The 18,780-nt window shown below is 71.8% G+C and carries 16 protein-coding genes; 5 read left to right on the top strand and 11 right to left on the bottom strand.

Annotation, left to right across the window (positions count from 1 at the left end):
• Positions 1–60 precede the first annotated feature (60 nt).
• From FHX46_RS08035 to FHX46_RS08020, 4 genes are all read right to left on the bottom strand, one after another.
• Positions 61–798: an SDR family oxidoreductase gene (locus FHX46_RS08035; RefSeq protein ID WP_167112052.1), complete on the bottom strand. Its 738-nt coding sequence runs from the start codon at positions 796–798 to the stop codon at positions 61–63.
• 26 nt (positions 799–824) lie between these two features.
• On the bottom strand, positions 825–1,733 hold the full coding sequence (locus FHX46_RS08030) for an NADP-dependent oxidoreductase (protein WP_167112050.1): 909 nt from the start codon (positions 1,731–1,733) through the stop codon (positions 825–827).
• Between the two features lie 65 nt (positions 1,734–1,798).
• The gene (gene lpdA / locus FHX46_RS08025) at positions 1,799–3,196 is read right to left on the bottom strand and encodes a dihydrolipoyl dehydrogenase (protein WP_167112048.1); all 1,398 of its coding nucleotides are present in this window, start codon (positions 3,194–3,196) and stop codon (positions 1,799–1,801) included.
• A 66-nt stretch (positions 3,197–3,262) separates the two neighbouring features.
• Positions 3,263–3,667, bottom strand: coding sequence for a nitroreductase family deazaflavin-dependent oxidoreductase (locus FHX46_RS08020; RefSeq protein ID WP_167112046.1), 405 nt, complete (start codon positions 3,665–3,667; stop codon positions 3,263–3,265).
• A 171-nt stretch (positions 3,668–3,838) separates the two neighbouring features.
• Between FHX46_RS08020 and FHX46_RS08015 the strand changes: the two genes are divergently transcribed.
• Both FHX46_RS08015 and FHX46_RS08010 read left to right on the top strand, forming a co-directional pair.
• Complete coding sequence (locus FHX46_RS08015) at positions 3,839–4,885, top strand: LacI family DNA-binding transcriptional regulator (protein ID WP_167112044.1); 1,047 nt, start codon at positions 3,839–3,841, stop codon at positions 4,883–4,885.
• 349 nt (positions 4,886–5,234) lie between these two features.
• The gene (locus FHX46_RS08010; RefSeq protein WP_167112042.1) at positions 5,235–5,852 is read left to right on the top strand and encodes a TetR/AcrR family transcriptional regulator; all 618 of its coding nucleotides are present in this window, start codon (positions 5,235–5,237) and stop codon (positions 5,850–5,852) included.
• On the opposite strand, the gene FHX46_RS08005 is transcribed toward FHX46_RS08010, so the two are convergent.
• On the bottom strand, positions 5,839–6,501 hold the full coding sequence (locus tag FHX46_RS08005) for a histidine phosphatase family protein (RefSeq protein WP_167112040.1): 663 nt from the start codon (positions 6,499–6,501) through the stop codon (positions 5,839–5,841). The genes FHX46_RS08010 and FHX46_RS08005 overlap by 14 nt on opposite strands.
• A gap of 161 nt (positions 6,502–6,662) precedes the next feature.
• On the opposite strand from FHX46_RS08005, the gene FHX46_RS08000 reads away from it, so the two are divergent.
• Entirely contained in the window at positions 6,663–7,568 is a 906-nt protein-coding gene (locus FHX46_RS08000; protein ID WP_167112038.1) for a hypothetical protein, read from the top strand.
• 31 nt (positions 7,569–7,599) lie between these two features.
• Here FHX46_RS08000 and FHX46_RS07995 read toward each other — a convergent pair whose 3' ends face one another.
• The 6 genes from FHX46_RS07995 to FHX46_RS07970 form a co-directional block, all read right to left on the bottom strand.
• On the bottom strand, positions 7,600–7,902 hold the full coding sequence (locus FHX46_RS07995; RefSeq protein WP_208400057.1) for a hypothetical protein: 303 nt from the start codon (positions 7,900–7,902) through the stop codon (positions 7,600–7,602).
• Positions 7,903–8,116: 214 nt separating this feature from the next.
• Complete coding sequence (locus tag FHX46_RS07990; RefSeq protein WP_167112036.1) at positions 8,117–9,745, bottom strand: acyl-CoA synthetase; 1,629 nt, start codon at positions 9,743–9,745, stop codon at positions 8,117–8,119.
• Positions 9,746–9,969: 224 nt separating this feature from the next.
• On the bottom strand, positions 9,970–11,628 hold the full coding sequence (locus FHX46_RS07985) for a bifunctional 3'-5' exonuclease/DNA polymerase (protein ID WP_167112034.1): 1,659 nt from the start codon (positions 11,626–11,628) through the stop codon (positions 9,970–9,972).
• Complete coding sequence (locus FHX46_RS28230) at positions 11,619–11,900, bottom strand: hypothetical protein (RefSeq protein WP_208401879.1); 282 nt, start codon at positions 11,898–11,900, stop codon at positions 11,619–11,621. The genes FHX46_RS07985 and FHX46_RS28230 overlap by 10 nt, the downstream gene beginning before the upstream one ends.
• A 28-nt stretch (positions 11,901–11,928) precedes the next feature.
• The gene (hrpA, locus tag FHX46_RS07975; protein ID WP_243871493.1) at positions 11,929–15,750 is read right to left on the bottom strand and encodes an ATP-dependent RNA helicase HrpA; all 3,822 of its coding nucleotides are present in this window, start codon (positions 15,748–15,750) and stop codon (positions 11,929–11,931) included.
• 104 nt (positions 15,751–15,854) lie between these two features.
• Positions 15,855–17,018 (bottom strand): alpha-hydroxy-acid oxidizing protein, encoded by a 1,164-nt coding sequence (locus FHX46_RS07970; RefSeq protein ID WP_167112030.1) that lies wholly within the window; start codon positions 17,016–17,018, stop codon positions 15,855–15,857.
• 80 nt (positions 17,019–17,098) lie between these two features.
• On the opposite strand from FHX46_RS07970, the gene FHX46_RS07965 reads away from it, so the two are divergent.
• Both FHX46_RS07965 and FHX46_RS07960 read left to right on the top strand, forming a co-directional pair.
• A complete protein-coding gene (locus tag FHX46_RS07965; RefSeq protein WP_167112028.1) occupies positions 17,099–17,737 on the top strand; it encodes an HNH endonuclease family protein in 639 nt (212 codons plus the stop codon).
• Positions 17,738–17,771: 34 nt separating this feature from the next.
• A complete protein-coding gene (locus tag FHX46_RS07960) occupies positions 17,772–18,752 on the top strand; it encodes a MerR family transcriptional regulator (protein ID WP_167112026.1) in 981 nt (326 codons plus the stop codon).
• The last annotated feature ends 28 nt before the right edge of the window (positions 18,753–18,780 follow it).

Genomic DNA, 18,780 nt, shown 5'->3' with positions numbered 1-18,780 from the left:
TTCTGACCTGGCAGTTTAGTCAACGTCACTTCCCCTATCGCCGGATGGCGGGGGAACGTTTCAGCCTCGGCCGATGAACGGCATCTTCGTGGCCGTCACCGTCATGAACTGCACGTTCGCGGTCAGTGGCAGGTCCGCCATGTACCGGACGGCTTCGGCCACGTGTCTGGCGTCGAAGGTGGGTTCGGGCAGCTCGCGGCCGTCCGCTTGGCGGGCGCCGCGCGCGATGCCGGCCGTCATGTCCGTTGCCGCGTTGCCGATGTCGAGTTGGCCACACGCGATGTCGTACGGGCGCCCATCCAGGGACAGCGACTTCGTCAGTCCGGTGATCGCGTGCTTCGTCGCCGTGTACGCGACGCTTCCGGGGCGCGGCGCGTGCGCCGAGATGGAGCCGTTGTTGATGATGCGGCCGCCGCGCGGGTCCTGGTGCTTCATCATCCGGAACGCCTCCCGCGCGCACAGGAACGCGCCGGTCAGGTTGACCGCCACCGTCTGCTGCCACGCCTCGACCGGGATGTCGTCCGGGTCACCGGCCGGGCCGAACGTGCCGGCGTTGTTGAACAGCACGTCGACCCGGCCCCAGCGGTCCGCCACCGCCTCGAAGAGGGCCTGGACCTGGGCGGGGTCGGCCACGTCCGCCGCGTGGACGAGGGCGTCCGGCGCTCCGGCCGCGGTTTCCTCCAGCGGACCGGGCCGCCGGCCGCTCAGCGCCACGCGGTAGCCCGCGCGCAGCAGCTCCCGCGCCACCTCGCGGCCGATTCCCGACCCCGCGCCCGTCACGACCGCGACCCCACCCACGCAGAACCTCCCGAGGCTGCCGCCACCTACACCGTCAGCACGACTTTGCCACGTCCGTGGCCGGTCTCGATCTCCCGGTGCGCCTCGGCCGCCTCGTCCAGCGCGTACGTGCGCCGCACCAGGAAGCTCAGCTCGCCCCGCGCGTACATCGCGGCCACCTCGGCCAGCCGCTCGGGCGTGCGCTCCCCCCGCACCAGCTGAACGCCCAGCGACCCCGCCCGGCCGTGGTCCACCAGGGTGATGACGCGCTGACGCTCCTTCACCAGGGTGAGTGACAGGTCGAGCGCGTCCCCGCCCGCGCCGTCCAGGACGGCGTGCACTCCCCCGGGTGCGAGCGCGCGCACCCGGTCCGCCAGCCCCTCGCCGTAGACCACCGGGGTGGCGCCGAGTGAACTCACGTACTCCTGGTTCGCCTCGCTCGCCGTGCCGATCACGCTCGCTCCCCACCGGCGCGCGAGCTGGACCGCCGCGGTGCCCACCGAGCCCGCCGCGGCGTGGATCAGCACCGTGTCGCCCTGACCTACGCCGAGCTGCCGCAACGCCAGGTACGCGGTCTGGGTGCCGGCCGTGAAACCACCCGCCACGGTCCACGGCATGTTCGCCGGCTTGGCGGTGATCTGGTCCGCCCCGACCACCACGTACTCGGCATAGCAGCGCAGCACGTTGAAGCCGAGCACCTCGTCGCCGACGGACCACCCAGCTCCGTCGCCGACCTGGTCGACCACTCCGGCGAACTCGTTGCCCGGTACCCGGGGCCAGCTCAAGTCCGTGGCAGTGGGTGGTGCCCAGCCGGCCCGGACCGCGGCGTCGAACGGCTGGACGCCTGCCGCGCGCACGCGGACCCGGACCTGTCCCGGACCCGCCTGGGGGTCCGGGAGGTCCATCGTGCGCAACACTTCGGGGCCACCGGGCTCGGTGAACGCCGCCGCCTTCATGGAGGTACCTCCTCGATCTCGACCTGTGAGAACGAGGATGGCACCTCCAGTTAACTGGAGGTCAATCAGAAATTGATCATGTGACCGGCGAGACCGTGGATGGCCTCCTTGACCGCCTCGCCGAGCGTCGGGTGCGCATGCACGTTGCGTGCCACCTCGTGCACGGTCAGGTCCCATTGCTGCGCCAGCGTGAGCTCCGGCAGCAGCTCGGTGACGTCCGGACCGATCAGGTGCGCGCCGAGCAGCTCGCCGTACTTGGCGTCGGACAGGATCTTGACGAACCCGCCCGGGTCGGCGAGACCGTGGGCCTTGCCGTTGGCCGTGAACGGGAACTTGGCGACCTGGACGTCGTAGCCCTCTTCGCGCGCCTGCTCCTCGGTCAGCCCGAAGCTGGCGACCTGCGGCTGGCAGTACGTGGCGCGCGGGATCATCCGGTAGTCGAGCTCCATGGTCTCCACGCCACCGATCGTCTCGGCCGCCACGATGCCCATCGACTCGGCCGCGTGGGCCAGCATCAGCTTCGCGGTGACGTCGCCGATCGCGAAGATGTGCGGCACGCTGGTCCGGCACCGGCCGTCGACCGCGATGGCGCGCCGCTCGGTCAGCTCCACCCCGGTGTTCTCCAGGCCGTAGCCCTCGACCCGGGGCTGGAAACCGATCGCCTGCAGCACCTTGTCGGCTTCCAGGGTCTGCTGGCTGCCGTTGCTGGAGACGGTGACCTTGACCTTGGCGCCGCTGTCGTCGATGCTCTCGACCTTCGTGCCGGTCAGGACCTTGATGCCGAGCTTCTTGTAGCGCTTGGCCAGCTCCTTGGACACCTCGGCGTCCTCCAGCGGCACCATGCGGTCCAGGAACTCGACGATCGTGACGTCGACGCCGTAGTTGTGCATCACGTAGGCGAACTCGACGCCGATCGCGCCGGCGCCCGCGATGATGATGCTGCCCGGCAGCTCGCGGGAGAGGATCTGCTCCTCGTAGGTCACCACGCGTTCGGACAGCTGCGTGCCCGGCAGCAGCTTGGTGGTGGCGCCGGCGGCGATGATGCAGTGGTCGAAGGTGACGGTCTCGGTGCCGTTCTCCCCGGCGACCTCGATGGTGTGCGCGTCGGTGAACGTGCCGCGCCCGGTGAACTCCTGGATCTTGTTCTTCTTCATCAGGAAGTGCACGCCCTTGACGCGGCCGTCGGCGACCGAGCGGCTGCGGTCGAACGCGGCGCCGTAGTCGAAGGTAATCGGCCCGTCCGAGCTGATGCCGAAGGTCTTCGCCTCCTGGGTGACCAGGTGGGCCAGCTCCGCGTTGCGCAGCAGCGCCTTCGACGGGATGCACCCGACGTTCAGGCACACGCCGCCCCAGTACTTCTCCTCGACGATCGCCGTCTTCAGGCCGAGCTGCGAAGCCCGGATCGCCGCGACATACCCGCCGGGCCCGGCGCCCAGCACCACAACGTCGAAATGCGCACTCATACCCGCCACCCTATGCCTTCGGGGACGGGCGGGTCGTGGGTGCTCGGACCCACGACCGGCCCCGGATCAGACGCGCTCGAGCACCACGACGGGGATCTTGCGGTCGGTCTTCGTCTGGTACTCGTCGTAGGCCGGCCACACCGCGGTCATCTTCGGCCAGAGCGCCTCGCGCTCGGCGTCCGTCGCGGTGCGCGCCCTGGCGGTGAACTTGTCGGCCTTGACCTGCACCTTGACCTCGGGGTGGGCCTGCAGGTTGAGGTACCAGCCCGGGTGCCGGGGCGCGCCGCCATTGGACGCGACCAACGCGTAAGCGCCTTCGTGCTCCTGGTAGATGAGGGCGAACTTGCGCTCCTGACCGGTCTTGCGGCCCCGGGTGGTGAGGATCAGCGTCGGGGCGCCGTTCTCCCAGTCGTGACCGACTTCACCATCGGTCTCCTCGTACCGGCGGACGTGTTCGTCACCGTAGAGCATGCGCGGGTCCTTTCGCGGGGACAGGGTTCTCCGCCAATGCGCAACACCGTGAGCCACGCTGGTATTTCCGCCGGGGCGAACAGTGACACCCACTCGCTCGGGTGGTCGTGACCAGGCAAAATCCGGAAACCAACCTAGAATTCGGCGCAACGTCGACCGCGGGGAGGGACGATGAGCGACCGGCAGCACGTGACGCTCGAGGACGTGGCGAGGACCGCCGAGGTCTCGCTCGCGACAGCGTCGCGTGCGCTCAACGGCACCACCCGGGTGCGCGACGACCTGCGCGAGCGGGTCCTGTCGGCCGCCGCGGAGCTGGCGTACACACCGAACGCGCACGCGCAGGCGCTCGCCGGCGGTTCGCGCCGGACGGTGGGCGTGATCTGCCACGACATCAGCGACCCGTACTTCGCGGCGATCACGCGCGGGGTGATGCGAGTGGCCGACAGCCACGGGCTGCTGGTGATGCTCGCCGGCACGTTCGCCGATCCGGATCGGGAGCTGGCCTGCGTGTCGGCGCTACGGGCGCAGCGCGCGACGGCGATCCTGCTGACCGGGTCGGCGTTCGAGGACCGGGCGTGGGAGCGGCGGATGGCCGCCGAGCTGGACCCGTACCGGCGTGGCGGCGGGCGGGTTGCGGTGGTGACGCGCCACCGGTCGCTCAAGGCGGACACCGTCGCGCCGGACAACCGCGGCGGCGCACGGGCGATGGCGGAGGCGATGCACCGGCTGGGGCACCGCCGCTTCGCGGTGGTGACCGGGCCGGAGCGGCTGACCACAGTGGCGGACCGGGTCACCGGGTTCCGGGAAGGGCTGGCGGCGGCGGGGATCGAACTGTCCGAACGGGACGTGTTCACAAGTTCGTTCGACCGGGACGGCGGCTACGCGGCAGCGGGCGCGTTGCTGGCGGCCCGGCACCGGGCGACGTGCGTGCTGACCGCGTCGGACGTGATGGCGCTCGGGGTGGTCAGCGCCCTGCGCGAAGCGGGGCTCTCGGTGCCGGACGACGTGTCGGTCACCGGGTTCGACGACCTGCCGCTGGTGCGGGACCTGGCGCCGCCGCTGTCCACGGTGGCGTTGCCGCTGGAACGACTCGGTGCGGAGGCGCTCGAGCTGGCGCTGGACCCGGGCAGCGCGAGCCGGGGCCGGGTGCGCCGCCTGCCCGGCGAGGTGCTGCTGCGGGGCAGCACGGCGAGACCCCGCCGGCGGCGCCGCGCGTAGCCGGTCCCCCGCAGTGGCCGGGCTCGACCAGGGCCGGGCACACCTGCGCGGCGGCCTCACTGCCGCTGCCCGGTCGCGCCGGTCGAGGACGTCCACCACGGACCCTTCGCCGAACTCCCGTGCACCGGTAGCCGGAGCCGCAGAGCGGCCGCGAATCCACAGTGGGGTGACGACCACCAGCACAATGGAGATTCGACGGGCAATTCCAATACCGTTAGAATTTCGTCATGTATTCCCGGCCCGTTTCGCCGGGAAACGCTCTTGATACCGGCAGCCGATCGAATGACGTATTCCACGAGTTGTCGGAAAAGGACAACTCGGCCGCGTGGCCCGTGCCAGCATGGCGGCCATGACGGACTCCGAGCCCCGGTGGCGCCGACTCGAACCGGACGAACGCCGGGAGCAGATCTTCGCCTGCGCCGCACGCTTGTTCGGCGAGCGCCCTTACGCCGACGTGTCCACGTCGGACATCGCAACGGCTGCCGGTGTCGCCCGCGGGCTGATCAACCACTACTTCGGCACGAAACGCGAGCTGTACCTGGCGGTTCTCCGCCGCGCCGTGACACTTCCGCAAGCTACGCTGGACATCGTCACCGACGGTCCGCTCGAGGAAAAGGCGCGGGTGGTGGTCGACTGGTTCCTCACCCTGGTGACCAGACACGGCAAGACGTGGCTGGTCGCCACCGCACCGGACGGGCTGGGCAGCGATCCCGAGGTGGAGGCGATCCTCGTCGAGGCCGAACGGCGCTCCGCCGCGCGGGTACTGGAGGCGCTGGGCGTCAAGGTCGACAGCGTGCACTCGGAGACGTGCAACGCGCTGGTCCGCGCCTACGGCGGCATGGTCAAGGCGGCCGGACGGGAATGGCTGCTGCGCGGCGACCTCGACCGCGACCAGGTGCACACGCTCCTGTCGCGGGCGCTGGTGACGCTGATCGAGGACGTGTTCCCGGCGATCAGCGGTACGTGAGCAGCCGTGCGTCCCGGCCCTCGAAGTGCGAGTGCTCGTTGAACGACACCAGCGAGACCCCGCTCCGTCCGGACACCAGCTTCGTGATCCCGCAGTTCACGGTGACCCGGTTCAGCCGCAGCAACCCCATCTCCGGATCGCCCAGCAGGTGCCCGGCGATCGTCCCGATCACCCCGCCGGAGGTGAACACCACCGCGCTCTCCCCCTTGCGCAGCACGGCGACCAGGTCGGCCAGCGCGGCGCGCACCCTCTCGGCGAACCGGGGCCAGGTCTCCGCGCACGGACCGCGGTCGCCGGCCCGCGCCCACGCGGCGAGCGAGGCGTCGAGCACCTCCTGGTAGCCGCGCGGGTCGTCCGGGTCCTGCCGCACCCCGCCGCCGTGGTTGGCGACGATGTCGACGTGGTCGTACTCGTTCCACCGCGGGTCCTCCTTGGCCAGCGCGGCGCTGCCGAGCCAGTCCAGGACGATTTCGGCGGTCGCGCGCTGGCGGGCCAGGGACCCGGTCCGGCCCTCGGTGCAGCGAACCTTGCGGCGCAGCAGCTCGGCGCCGGCCACCGCGCCCTGCTCGACGCCGGTACCGGAGAGCTGGTCGTAGTCGGCCGCGCCGAAGGAAGCCTGACCGTGCCGGATCAGGTAGATGGCGCCCATCGGCCGTCCTTTCGCTCGCCGGTTCCCACCGGCAGCGTAACCAGCGGTGCCGAAAGGACGGCCGGGCCTGTCCGGGGGTTGCGCCGCGGATCTTGTCCGGCGGCTGGGCGTCACTGACTGCTACGATCGGGGTGGCGAAGTCGATTTCCAGGTGGTAACAGGTGTCCACGTCCGAGCGCGCGGTGCCGAGCCCGTTCGCCAAAACCCTCCGGTCGGCCATCGCCCGCAGTGGTCTGAGCCTGGACCGCATCCAGGCCCGGTTGCAGGCCGGCGGTGTCCCGGTCAGCGTCACGGCGCTGAGCTACTGGCAGTCCGGCAAGCGGCAGCCCGAGCGGCCGAGCTCGATCTCCGCGGTGCGGGTGCTCGAAGACGTCCTCGGCCTGCAACACGGGGAGCTGTTGTCCCTGCTGCCGCCGCCGCGGCCGCGCGGGCTGCCGTCCCGGCGCCAGGCGGACGGGGTCGTGAAGTTCCCGATGGAGGCGCTGCGCATCCTGCTGGAACGGGTCGGCGCACCGCACGCACTGGAGCAGCAGCACCGGCTCAACCTGCTCAACTTGCACGACCGGTGCGAGATCGCGGCGGGTGGGCGGCAGCGGTCGCTGACCACGCGCTCGGTCTTCCACGCCACGGCCGACCAGCAGGACCGCTGGATCCTCGTCTACGACCACGGCGGTGCGCCCGCGCCCACCCTGCACGAGCTGCGCAACTGCCGCAGCGGGCGGGTCGAGGTCGACCCCGAGCACGGCCTGACCGTCGCCGAACTGGTGTTCGACCGCCCGATCCACCGCGGGGAGACGTACCTGATCGAATACACGCTGACCAACGGCGGCCCGCCCTACCCCGACTGCGAGAACACCTACTACCGCGAGTTCCGCCGCCCGATCCGGGAGTACCTGCTGGAGATCCGTTTCGACGAGGCCGGGGAGCTGCGGAAGTGCTGGCAGTACGCGCGCCGCGCCGGTGCGGAGAACGAGGAACGGCGTGCGCTGCACCTGGACACCGCCGGCGGCGTGCACGCCGTGGCGCTCGACTACGGGCCCGGGGTGTTCGGCATCTCCTGGGAGTGAAGGAGCCGGTCACGGTGGACCGGCCCGGCGCTCACGCCCGCTCGAACCGGCGGCCGGCCACGTGGTCGGCCGCCTTCACCAGCACCAGCACCAGCATGCACAGCACGGCCGGCTGGATGGCCTTCACCAGGGCGAACGCGATCATCGCCAGCGCCGACACGGCCGCCAGCCCGATCAGGACCGCCCGCCACAGCCGGCCGCAGTGCGCGACGGTGCGGCTCAGCGCCGGGCGGAGCACCGGCGGCGAGGTGTCCACTGTGGCCGCATCGACGGCGTAGAACGATTCGTCGAGCACTATCCGGTGCCGTTCCGGCCCGGGTTGTACGGTGGGCACGTTGATGCCTTCCTCTCCGGATGGGTCGACAACCCGCGCGGCTCCCTGTGGCAGCAGGGGGCCGCGCATTCCGCCGCGGCCTGCCGCGACATCACTCATAGTGCCGAACCGGATCGGTACCGTCACCTGACCAGCCGGAACCAGCGCCGACCGGCAAGACAGCGTCGCCGAACGGCTCGTCCCGGTAGATCCCTACCTCAATCGGGTGACCGCGTCAGGTCAGCTTGTTGCGCAGGACCTTGCCGGTGGCGTTGCGGGGCAGCTCGGGCAGGAATTCGACGTCGCGCGGCACCTTGTACCGGGCCAGGTTGCCCTTGACGTAGTCGCGGATCGCGTCGGCGTCGAGCCGGGAGCCCGGTTTGATCACGACGAACGCCTTGAGACGCTGGCCGAACTCGTCGTCCGGCACCCCGGTCACCGCGGCTTCGAGCACGTCCGGGTGCTCGACGAGCAGGTTCTCCACCTCGACCGGGAACACGTTCTCGCCGCCGGAGACGATCATCTCGTCGTCCCGGCCGTCGATGAACAGCAGCCCATTGCCGTCGAAGTGGCCGACGTCGCCGGTGGACAGCAACCCGTCGATGATCTCCTTGTGCCGCCCGTCGGTGTAGCCCTCGAACGACAGGCCGCTGCCGACGAACACCCGCCCGGTCACGTGCGGTTCGGTGATCCGCCTGCCCTGCTCGTCGTACAGGTGCACCCGGCAGGTCACCGGCGGGCGGCCGACGGTGCCGGGGGCCCGGCGCCAGTCCTCGGGGGTGGCGACGGTGGCGACCGCGACCTCGGTCGAGCCGTACAGGTTGTAGATCACCTCGCCGAACGCCTCGGTGGCCCGGTTGCCCAGGTCCGGGGAGAGCGCGGAGCCGGCGACGAAGATGATCCGCAACGACGACGTGTCGTACTTGCCCAGCACCTCCGGCCCGAGGTCGACGATGCGCTGCAGCATGGTCGGCACCAGGACCAGCGCGGTGCACCGGTGCTCGGCGACGCCGCGCAGCGTGGCCTCCGGGTCGAACCGCCGGCGCAGCACGACCTTGCAGCCCAGCGCGAACGACAGGATGAACTGGGAGATCCCGGTGCCGTGGAAGATCGGCGCGCCGAGGAACGTGGCCTCGCCGGCCCGCAGCGGGATGCGGTCCAGGAACTGGACGGTGCCCAGCACGGAGGTCCGGTCCCGCGGGGCGCCCTTCGGCGTACCGGTGGTGCCGCTGGTGAGCAGCACGAACCCGCCGCGGCGGGGCGGCGGCGGCAGGGGGCGGTCGGCGGTGCTGGCGATCAGCTCGTCCAGCACCGGGATGCGGTCGTCGGGGTCGGGGTCGTCCACCCAGGCCAGGTACCGGTCGACGGTGTCCGGAACGCCGGACAGCAGCCCGGTGAACTCCTGGTCGTGGACGAGTACCTCGACGTTCTCCCGCGCGGCGACGTCGGTGAGCTGCGGTTTCGCGAAACCGGTGTTCATCAGCAGCAGCCGCGCACCGATCTTGCCCGCGGCGATCATCACCGTGACCAGGCCGCGGTGGTCCCGGCACAACCCGGCGATCACCGTCCCCGGCCGGACCCCGCGCTCCGCCCAGGCGCGGGCCAGCGCGTTCGACCGGAGGTCCAGTTCCCGGAACGTGAGCGGCCCGAGCTCGTCCACCAGGCCGATCGCGCCCGGCGCGCGCCGGGCGGACACCTGCGCCGCCGCGGCGAACGGTCCCACCTTCTGGGTCGCGATCACGCTGCGCACACCCTCGTCCAGACGGGGGAACGGGATGAGCCCGGCGCGCCACATCACCTCGATCCCGCGGGCGGTCTCCGCCACCTTGCCAGGAAGAACGGACAAGCGGGGCGGAATGCGCATGGACAGCACCTCCATTGGGCCGGCCGTACTGAGGGTATGTCTTGGTTACTGGACAGTAGCGGAACGGCGTGCGAATGCGCCACCGGCTGGAGAAGCTGGGGGCGACTCGACAGTCCAAGACCGCCTCAGGCAGATGGGTGGCGATTGCCTGCGCGGGCCGGCCGGGCAGTGAATCCGCCGGGCAGGTGCACCGGTCAGGCTGGTGCAGCGGGCCTCCACGGCCGCTACTTGGCGTCCGCGTAGGTGTCGACCGTGGTGGGGGCCATCGGGAAGTGCACCGGACACCCGGGCCCGAACGTCAGCGCCGCGGACTCGGCCACGGACTCGGTGATGGCCGCTTCCACCCGGGGGGCCAGGTCCGCGGGGGTGTGCACCACGACTTCGTCGTGCTGGAAGAAAACCAGGTGCGCCGGCTCCGGGAGCTTCCGGCGGAGGGTGGCGAGCAGGACGGCCGTGAAGTCGGCCGCGCTGGCCTGCACCACGAAGTTCCGGGTGAACCGGCCCCAGTTGCGCGCCGCCTGACGGGCGCGGCCCTCGTCCTCGTCCGCGCCGCCGGTCAGGGCCCGCCACGCCTCCGACGGCGCCGGCGACACCCGGCCCAGCCGTGACCGCACCCGCTCCCCCCGCTCCCCCGCCTGCGCCGCGCGCTCCACATAGGACACCGCATCCGGGAAACGCTGGCGCAACAGCGCGAGCAGCGACGCGGCCTCCCCCGCGGTGCCGCCGTACATCGCGGACAGCATCGCGATCTTCGCGCGCGGCCGGCCCTCCTCGGCGGTCATCGTGCCGGCGAACAACGCCTCCGACAGCCGCGCGTACAAGTCCGTCGACGCCGACGCCTCGGCCAGCCGCCGGTCGCCGGACAACGCCGCCAGCACCCGCGGCTCCAGCTGCGCGGCGTCGGCCACCACGAGCTTCCAGCCGGGATCGGCCCGCACGCACACGCGCAGCGTCTTCGGGATCTGCAGCGCGCCCCCGCCCGAACTGGCCCACCGCCCGGACACCACACCGCCCACCACCCACGACGGGCGGAACCGCCCGTCGGCGACCCACTCGTCCAGCCACGCCCAGCCGTTGGCCGAGTGCAGCCGGGACAGCTCCCGGTACTCGATGAGCAGCGGCACCGCGGGATGGTCGACCTTCCGCAGCACGTGCGCCCGCGCCGACGGGATCGAGATACCCTCCCGCCCGAACGCGCGCACGATCGTCTGCGGGCTGTCCGGGTTGACCGGTTTCCCCCCGAACGCCTCGCTGATCCGCGCCGCGAGCTCCACCAGCTTCTTCGGCCGCTGCCCGGCCGGCACCCGGGGACCGAGCAGCTCGGTGAGCAGCGCGTCGTGCACGTCCGCCCGCCACGGCAGACCGTCGGCAGCCATCTCGGCAGCGACGAGGGCGCTCGCCGATTCGGCCGCCACCAGCAGGCGGAACCGGTCCGGGTGCTCGACGCCCCGGATGCGCCGCTCCTGGTCGGCGAGCACTTCCCGCGCGGCCTCGGCGGCACCGACGCCGGAGGGCAAACCGGACTCGCGGGTCTCGAACAGCACCGGCTGGGTATCGGCGTGGGACGGCGGGTCCGGCGGTACCTCCCGGCCGTGCAGGCGGGCCCACGCCGCCGGGAGCATCTTGGGCTGACCCGCCCGGTTCTCGGCGGCGAGCAGCAACCCCTCGGTCAAGGACAGGTCGTGGCAGCGGCTGACGCGCAGCCCGGCGCGCAGCAGCACCGGGTACAGGCGGTCGACAGCCGGGAACACCCAGCGCGGGGCGTGCGCGCGCTCGATCGCGCCGAGGTGGCCCGCGAGCTCACCGGCGGGCACCTCCCGCCGCCCGGCCGGGCCGAGCACGACGAAGGCCCCGCCCTCCTCTTCCGCCACGATCACCTGCACCGCACCATTGTGCTCCGGGGCACCGACAAAAACCGGTGCCAGGCCGGGTCAGGCAACGTCGTCCGTCCGCGGTCAGCCCACTGCGGCCCGGGGTGGAGCTGAGGGTTGAGCGGGCCGAACTCGTCCAGGCGTTCCGGTTCGAAGCGGTGTTCCCACTGCTTGGCGAAGCCCAGCCGCTCGTACCAGGCGACCGCCGCCGCAGCGTCCTCGACGTCCTCGACACGAAGAATGGGAATGACTTCCCCGTTCGGGAAGCCATCGTTGCGGACCATCCAGGGCGGACGTCGATCCGGTGCGGCGCTAGGCCGCCTCGTCCAGGGCCCGGATCACCCGCTTCACCGACACCGGGTGCGCGGTGCCCAGGGTCTGCGCGAAGAAGCTCACCCGCAGCTCCTCGATCATCCACCGCACCTCGAGCAGCTCCGGACCGGGCCGCACACCCGGCGGGAGCGCGGCGACGGCGGCCTCGTACTCGCCCGTCACCCACTCCACGTCGCGCATCAGCTCGACGTCCTTGGTGCCCGTGGACGGCAGCTTCTCCAGCCGCCGGCCGATGCCCCGCAGGTAGCGGACCACGTTCGCCAGCCGGTCGAACCCCGTCGCCGTCACGAAACCCGGGTACACCAGCCCGGACAGCTGCCGGCGCATGTCGGCCAGCGACTCCGCCGGGCCACGGGCGCCCGCCAGCGCCACTTCCACCTCGTTCGCGGCCGCGAGGATCTTCTCCACTTCGGACAGCACGTCCAGCACCGCCGGGTTCAGCGCCCCGCGCACCTTCTCCAGCAGCACCCCGAACCCGGCCTCGTCCCACGCCGGTCCACCGTTGTCCGCCATCAGCTTGTCCACCGCGCAGTCGACGCAGTCCTCCAGCAGTGCCGCGACGCTGCCGTGCGGGTTGCGGCTGAGCGCCAGCTTCGCCTGGTTGGTGAGGCTGCGGTTGATGAACTTCATCGGCGAGGGCAGGTTGAGCCGCAACAGCTTCCGCGTGCCCTGCCACATCCGCTGCCGCTGCTGCACCGGCGTGTCCAGCATCCGCACGGCCACCGTGTCACCCTCGTCGACCAGCGCCGGGTACGCCTTCACCTGGTGCCCGCGCCGTGTGCCGGCGAAGACCTTCGGCAGCTCCCCGAACGCGGGCGTGGTCAGGCCGGCCTTCTCGATGCTGTCCGCGGCCGCGGAGATCGTCGCCCGCACCTCGCCGCTCAGCCGCTCCTTGAGCACCGCGAGGTCCTTGCCCTCGGCGAGCTTGCGGCGCTTGTCGTTCACCACCCGGAAGGTCATCCGCAGGTGGTCGGGCACCGCGCCGAGCTGCCAGGCGCCCGGTGGCACCGGCACGCCGCGCAGGCTCTCCAGTTCGCGGGCCAGCACGTCGAGCAGCGGCCCGTCGCCGGGCGCCACCCGGGCCAGGACCGCCTGGGCGGTGTCCGGCGCGGGCACGAAGTTGCGCCGCAGCTGCTTCGGCAGCGACTTGATCAGCGCGGTCACCAGCTCCTCGCGCAGCCCCGGCACCTGCCAGTCGAAGCCGTCCGGGGTGACCTGGTTGAGCACCGCGACCGGGATGTGCACGGTGACGCCGTCGGCGTCGGCACCCGGCTCGAACTGGTAGGTCAGCGGGAACCGCAGCGAGCCCTGCGTCCAGGTGTCCGGGTAGTCCGATTCGGACACCTGCCGCGCGGCGTCGTTGAGCAGCATGGCCTTTTCGAAGCTGAGCAGGTCCGGCTGCTGCTCGCGAACCTTCTTCCACCAGCTGTCGAAGTGCCGCGCGGACACGACCTCGGGACCCACGCGCTGGTCGTAGAACTCGAACAGCGTCTCGTCGTCGACCAGCAGGTCACGGCGCCGTGCCCGGTTCTCCAGGTCCTCGACCTCGTCGAGCAGGGCCCGGTTCTCGGTGAAGAACCGGTGGCGGGTGTCCCAGTCGCCGTCGACGAGCGCGTGGCGGATGAACAGCTCACGCGAGGTCTCCGGGTCGATCCGCTCGTAGTCGACCTTGCGGCCCACCACGAGCGGGATGCCGTAGAGGGTGACCCGCTCCGAGGCCACCACCGCGCCCCGTTTGCGTTCCCAGTGCGGCTCGGAATAGGTGCGTTTGACGACGTGCTGGGCCAGCGGCTCGATCCACTCCGGCTCGACGCGCGCGTTGACCCGGCCCCACAGCTTCGAGGTCTCCACCAGCTCGGCCGACATCACCCAGCGCGGCTGCTTCTTGAACAGGGCCGAGCCGGGGAAGATCGAGAACCGGGTGCCGCGGGCGCCCAGGTAGTCGCCCTTCTCCACGTCCTTGAGCCCGATGTGCGAGAGCAGCCCGGCGATCAGCGCGGTGTGCACGCGCTGCGGGTCGGCCGGCTCGGAGTTGAGCGTGACGCCCAGCGGTTTGGCGAGCTGCCGCAGCTGGCTGTAGATGTCCTGCCACTCCCGCACACGCAGGTAGTTGAGGAACTCGGCCTTGCAGCGCTTGCGGAACTGGTTGTTCGACAACGTCTTCTGCAGGTCCCGCAGGTACTCCCACAGGTTCAGGTACGCCAGGAAGTCCGAGGTCTTGTCGGCGAAGCGCGCGTGCTGCTGCGCCGCGGCCTCCTGCTTGTCCGCCGGCCGCTCCCGCGGGTCCTGGATGGACAGCGCGGCGGCGATGATCATCACCTCGCGCACGCACCCGGTGCGCGCGCCCTCCAGCACCATCCGGCCCAGGCGCGGGTCCACCGGCAGCTGGGCGAGCCGCCGGCCGATGTCGGTGAGCCGGCGCTCCGAAGTGGACTGCTCCAGCGCGCCGAGCTCCTGCAGCAACTGCACGCCCGCGGTGACCTGACGGCGGTCCGGCGGGTCGACGAACGGGAACTTGGCGAGGTCGCCCAGCCCGAGCGAGGTCATCTGCAGGATGACCGACGCGAGGTTGGTGCGCAGGATCTCCGGGTCGGTGAACTCGGGCCGGGACAGGAAATCCGCTTCGCTGTAGAGCCGGATGCAGATACCGTCGGAGGTGCGGCCGCAGCGGCCCTTGCGCTGGTTCGCCGACGCCTGCGAGACCGGCTCGATGGGCAGCCGCTGCACCTTGGTGCGGTGGCTGTACCGGGAGATGCGGGCCGTGCCCGGGTCGATGACGTACTTGATGCCCGGCACGGTCAGCGACGTCTCGGCGACGTTGGTGGCGAGCACGATCCGGCGGCCGGCGTGGCGGCTGAACACGCGGTGCTGGTCGGCCGCCGAGAGCCGCGCGTAGAGCGGCAGCACCTCGGTGCTGGCCAGGTCGAGCTTGTTCAGCGCGTCCGCGGTGTCGCGGATCTCCCGCTCGCCGGACAGGAACACCAGGATGTCGCCGGGGCCTTCGGCGCACAGTTCCCCGACGGCGTCGGCGATCGCGGTGACCTGGTCGCGGTCCTGATCGGACTCGGGGGCGTCCGGGTCGACGATCGGGCGGTAGCGGACCTCGACGGGGTAGGTGCGGCCGGACACCTCGACGATCGGCGCCCCGCCGAAGTGCGCGGCGAAGCGTTCCGGGTCGATGGTCGCCGAGGTGATGATCACCTTCAGGTCCGGCCGCTTCGGCAGGAGCTGCTTGAGGTAGCCGAGGATGAAGTCGATGTTGAGGCTGCGCTCGTGGGCCTCGTCGATGATCAGCGTGTCGTAGCGGCGCAGCATCCGGTCGCTGGAGATCTCGGCGAGCAGGATGCCGTCCGTCATCAGCTTGACCATGGTGTCGTCACCGGAGGAGTCGGTGAACCGCACCTTGTAGCCGACGGTGCTGCCGAGCTCGGTCCCGAGCTCCTCGGCGATCCGTTCCGCGACCGTGCGCGCGGCGAGGCGGCGGGGCTGCGTGTGACCGATCTGCCCGCGCACGCCCAGGCCCAGTTCAAGGCAGATCTTCGGCAGCTGGGTGGTCTTGCCCGAGCCGGTCTCCCCCGCCACGATCACCACCTGGTGGTCGCGGATCGCGGCGGCGATGTCGTCCTTGCGCCGGCTGACCGGCAGCTCTTCCGGATAGCGGATCCGCGGCGCGCGGCGGCGCTGCACGCGGGCCTCGGCCGCCTCGATGTCGGCCGCGATCTCCCGCGTCACGCGGTCGCGGTCACGCGCCCGGCGGGCACCGTCGAGCCGGCGGCGCAACCGGTGCTCGTCGCGCAGCATCAAGCCGGGCAGCCGGGCCCGGAGGTCGTCGAGGGGGGATCGGGTAGACATACGGCCTCCAGGATAGCTGCGCACGATCCCGGGGTCCTGCGAATATCCCGTGATCAGGACCGCCGCAGCGAGTCCGGTCCCAGCTCGGCGATCCCGCGGTGCCCGGTGAGCGCCAGGCTGAGGTCGAGGTCGGCGAGCAGGCCGCGCAGCACGTGCCGCACGCCCTCCTCGCCCGCGTGGCCCAGCCCGTACACCCAGGGCCGCCCGACGAGCACGGCCCTCGCGCCCAGCGCCAGCGCCTTGAGGATGTCCGCGCCGGTGCGCACACCGGAGTCGAACAGCACCTCGATGCGGTCGCCGACCGCGCTCACGATCGGCGGCAGCGCCTCCAGCGACGCGATCGCGCCGTCGACCTGGCGGCCGCCGTGGTTGGAGACCACGATCCCGTCCACGCCGGCATCCACCGCGCGGCGGGCGTCGTCGACGTGCTGGATGCCCTTCAGCACGATCGGGCCGTCCCAGTGCTCGCGCAGGAACGGCAGCTGGCTCCAGCTGTGGTCGGTACCGGTGAACAGTGACACCCACCGCAGCACCGCCGACAGCAGGTCGTCCTCGGGTGGGGTGTCCAGCAGCGCGCGGAAGGCCGGGTCGGACAGCGGCGTGGCCAGGCCCTCACCGGTGAGGAAGGGCAGGTAGGCGCGGTCGAGGTCGCGCGGCCGCCAGGCCAGCGTCCAGGTGTCGAGGGTGACCACGAGCGTGGTGTAGCCGGCCTTCTGCGCGCGGTTCAGCAGGCTAGCGGTGACGTCGGAGTCGGCGGGCCAGTAGAGCTGGAACCAGCGCGGCCCGTCGCCGGAGGCGGCGGCGACCTCCTCGATGGTGTGGGAGGAGGCGGTGGACAGGATCATCGGCAGGCCCAGCGCCGCGGCGGCGCGGGCGGTGGCCAGTTCGGCGTCCGGGTGCACGATCGACTGCACCCCGACCGGCGCGAGCAGCACCGGCGCGGGCAGTTCCGCGCCGAGCACCGTGGCGGAGGTCTCGCGCCGGGTGGCGTCGGTGAGCATGCGCGGCACCAGCCGCCACCGGTCGAACGCCGCGCGGTTGGCCGCCATCGTCGCGCCCGAGCCCGCACCGCCCGCGACGTAGTCGTACGCCTGCGGGGTCATCACCTCGCGGGCCGAGTCCGCCAGCCGCGTCGGATCGGTCGTGAACGGCGGTGTCGTCCCGCCGAGACCGTGCAGGTAGATCTCGCTCTGGTAGCCACCGAAGCGCTCGGCCATGCGCACCTCCTCGTCACCCCGCGTCGACACGCCGGAGGAAGCAGCGTACCGCCGGTAGTCGATCACTTACCCTCACCGGCGTGAAGGCTCGGGTGTGGGTGCCGTTGGTCGTGGCGGTGGCGGTGGCGGTTCTGGTGGTGGTGTGGCGGCCGGGGCCGGTGCCCCCGTCGAGGGCGAACCCGGGGACCGACCCGGGCGTGGCGCGGCAGCAGCTCGCGGAGCTGCAGGTCAAGCCGCGCGGAACGCTCAACGGCTATTCGCGGGAGAAGTTCCCGCACTGGGACACCGTCGAAGGCACCTGCAACACCCGCGAGGAAATGCTCAAACGGGCGGGCACCAACGTGGTGGTCGGCACGGACTGCTCGCCGGTCTCCGGCACCTGGGTCAGCCCCTACGACGGCGCGACCTGGACCAAGGCGTCCGATGTGGACATCGACCACATGGTGCCGCTCGCGCAGAGCTGGGTCAGCGGGGCCTCGGCCTGGACCCAGGCGCAGCGCGAGGCGTTCGCGAACGACCTGGTGCGGCCGCAGTTGTGGGCGGTGACGGACAACGTGAACCAGTCCAAGAGCGACAAGGCCCCGGACGAGTGGCGGCCGCCGCTGGAGTCCTTCTGGTGCACGTACGCGACCGACTGGATCGCGGTCAAGCACTACTACCAGCTCAGTGTGACCACGGCCGAGCAGGCCGCGCTGACGGACATGCTGAACCGCTGTTGACCTTCGACCCGCTCGAAGCCGCAGGATCGACGGCATGCTGACCATCAGCGCCTTCGCCCGGCGCGCCGGGCTCACGCCGAGCGCGCTGCGCTTCTACGACGACTGCGGGGTGCTCACGCCGGCGCGGGTCGACGAGGTCACCGGCTACCGCTACTACCGGGAGGACCAGGTCGGCCGGGCCCTGCGGCTCCGCGAGCTGCGGGCCGCCGGGCTGCCGCTGGCGCAGGTCACGACCGTGCTGGACGGGCCGCCGGCGGAGGCGCGCGCGGTTCTCCAGGCGCACCGGCGCCGGCTGCGGGAGGAGTTCCGCGCCGCCACCGAGGCCGTCGGACGACTGCTGGCCGGACCGGTCCGGCTGCCCGGCGTGGACCTGGCGAGCGCGATCCGGCAGGTCGCGCCCGCCGCCGGGGCGCCGCTGGACTTCGTGCTGATCGAGGCCGACGGCGACGAGGTCCGCCTCGTCGCGACCGACCGGTACCGGCTCGCGCTGCGCGTCCTGCACCCGTCGCACGGCGGCGCGGGCCGGTTCGTGGTGCCCGCCCGCGAACTGGCCGCACTCGGCCCGTGGGCGGCGCGCCACGACGAGGTGATCCTCGGCGACGGAGCCCTCCACGCGCACGGCGAGTCGCGGCCACTGCCCCTGCTGGACGACGAGTTCCCCGACTACCGCACCCTGCTCGACGCGCTGCCCGTTCCGGACCAGCGGGTCGTCGTCGACCGCGTCGCGCTGCGGGACGCGCTGCCCGCCTCCGGCCCGGCCGAACTCCTCCTCGGTCCGGACCGGCTCACTGCCGGCGGCACCGCGCTGCCCGCGATCGGGGGTGGTGAGCTGCGCATCGGGTTCGACCCGGCCGTGCTGGGCGCCGCGCTGGAGGCGAGCGTCGGACCCGACGTGCTCCTCGAGTTCGCCGGGCCGCTGCAGGTCACCCGGGTGCGATCGGCCGACCAGGGCTCGTTCACCACGCTGGTGATGCCCGTCGCACTCGGCCCGGCCGCTTCACCGGGGAGCCGCTGATCGCGTCACCGTCCAGTGTGGACTTTCC

Origin of the sequence: Amycolatopsis viridis, from assembly GCF_011758765.1 — a bacterium.
Classification (GTDB): domain Bacteria; phylum Actinomycetota; class Actinomycetes; order Mycobacteriales; family Pseudonocardiaceae; genus Amycolatopsis_E; species Amycolatopsis_E viridis.
Note: the sequence above shows the minus strand (reverse complement) of the source record. Positions and strands in the feature narration are given on the sequence as shown.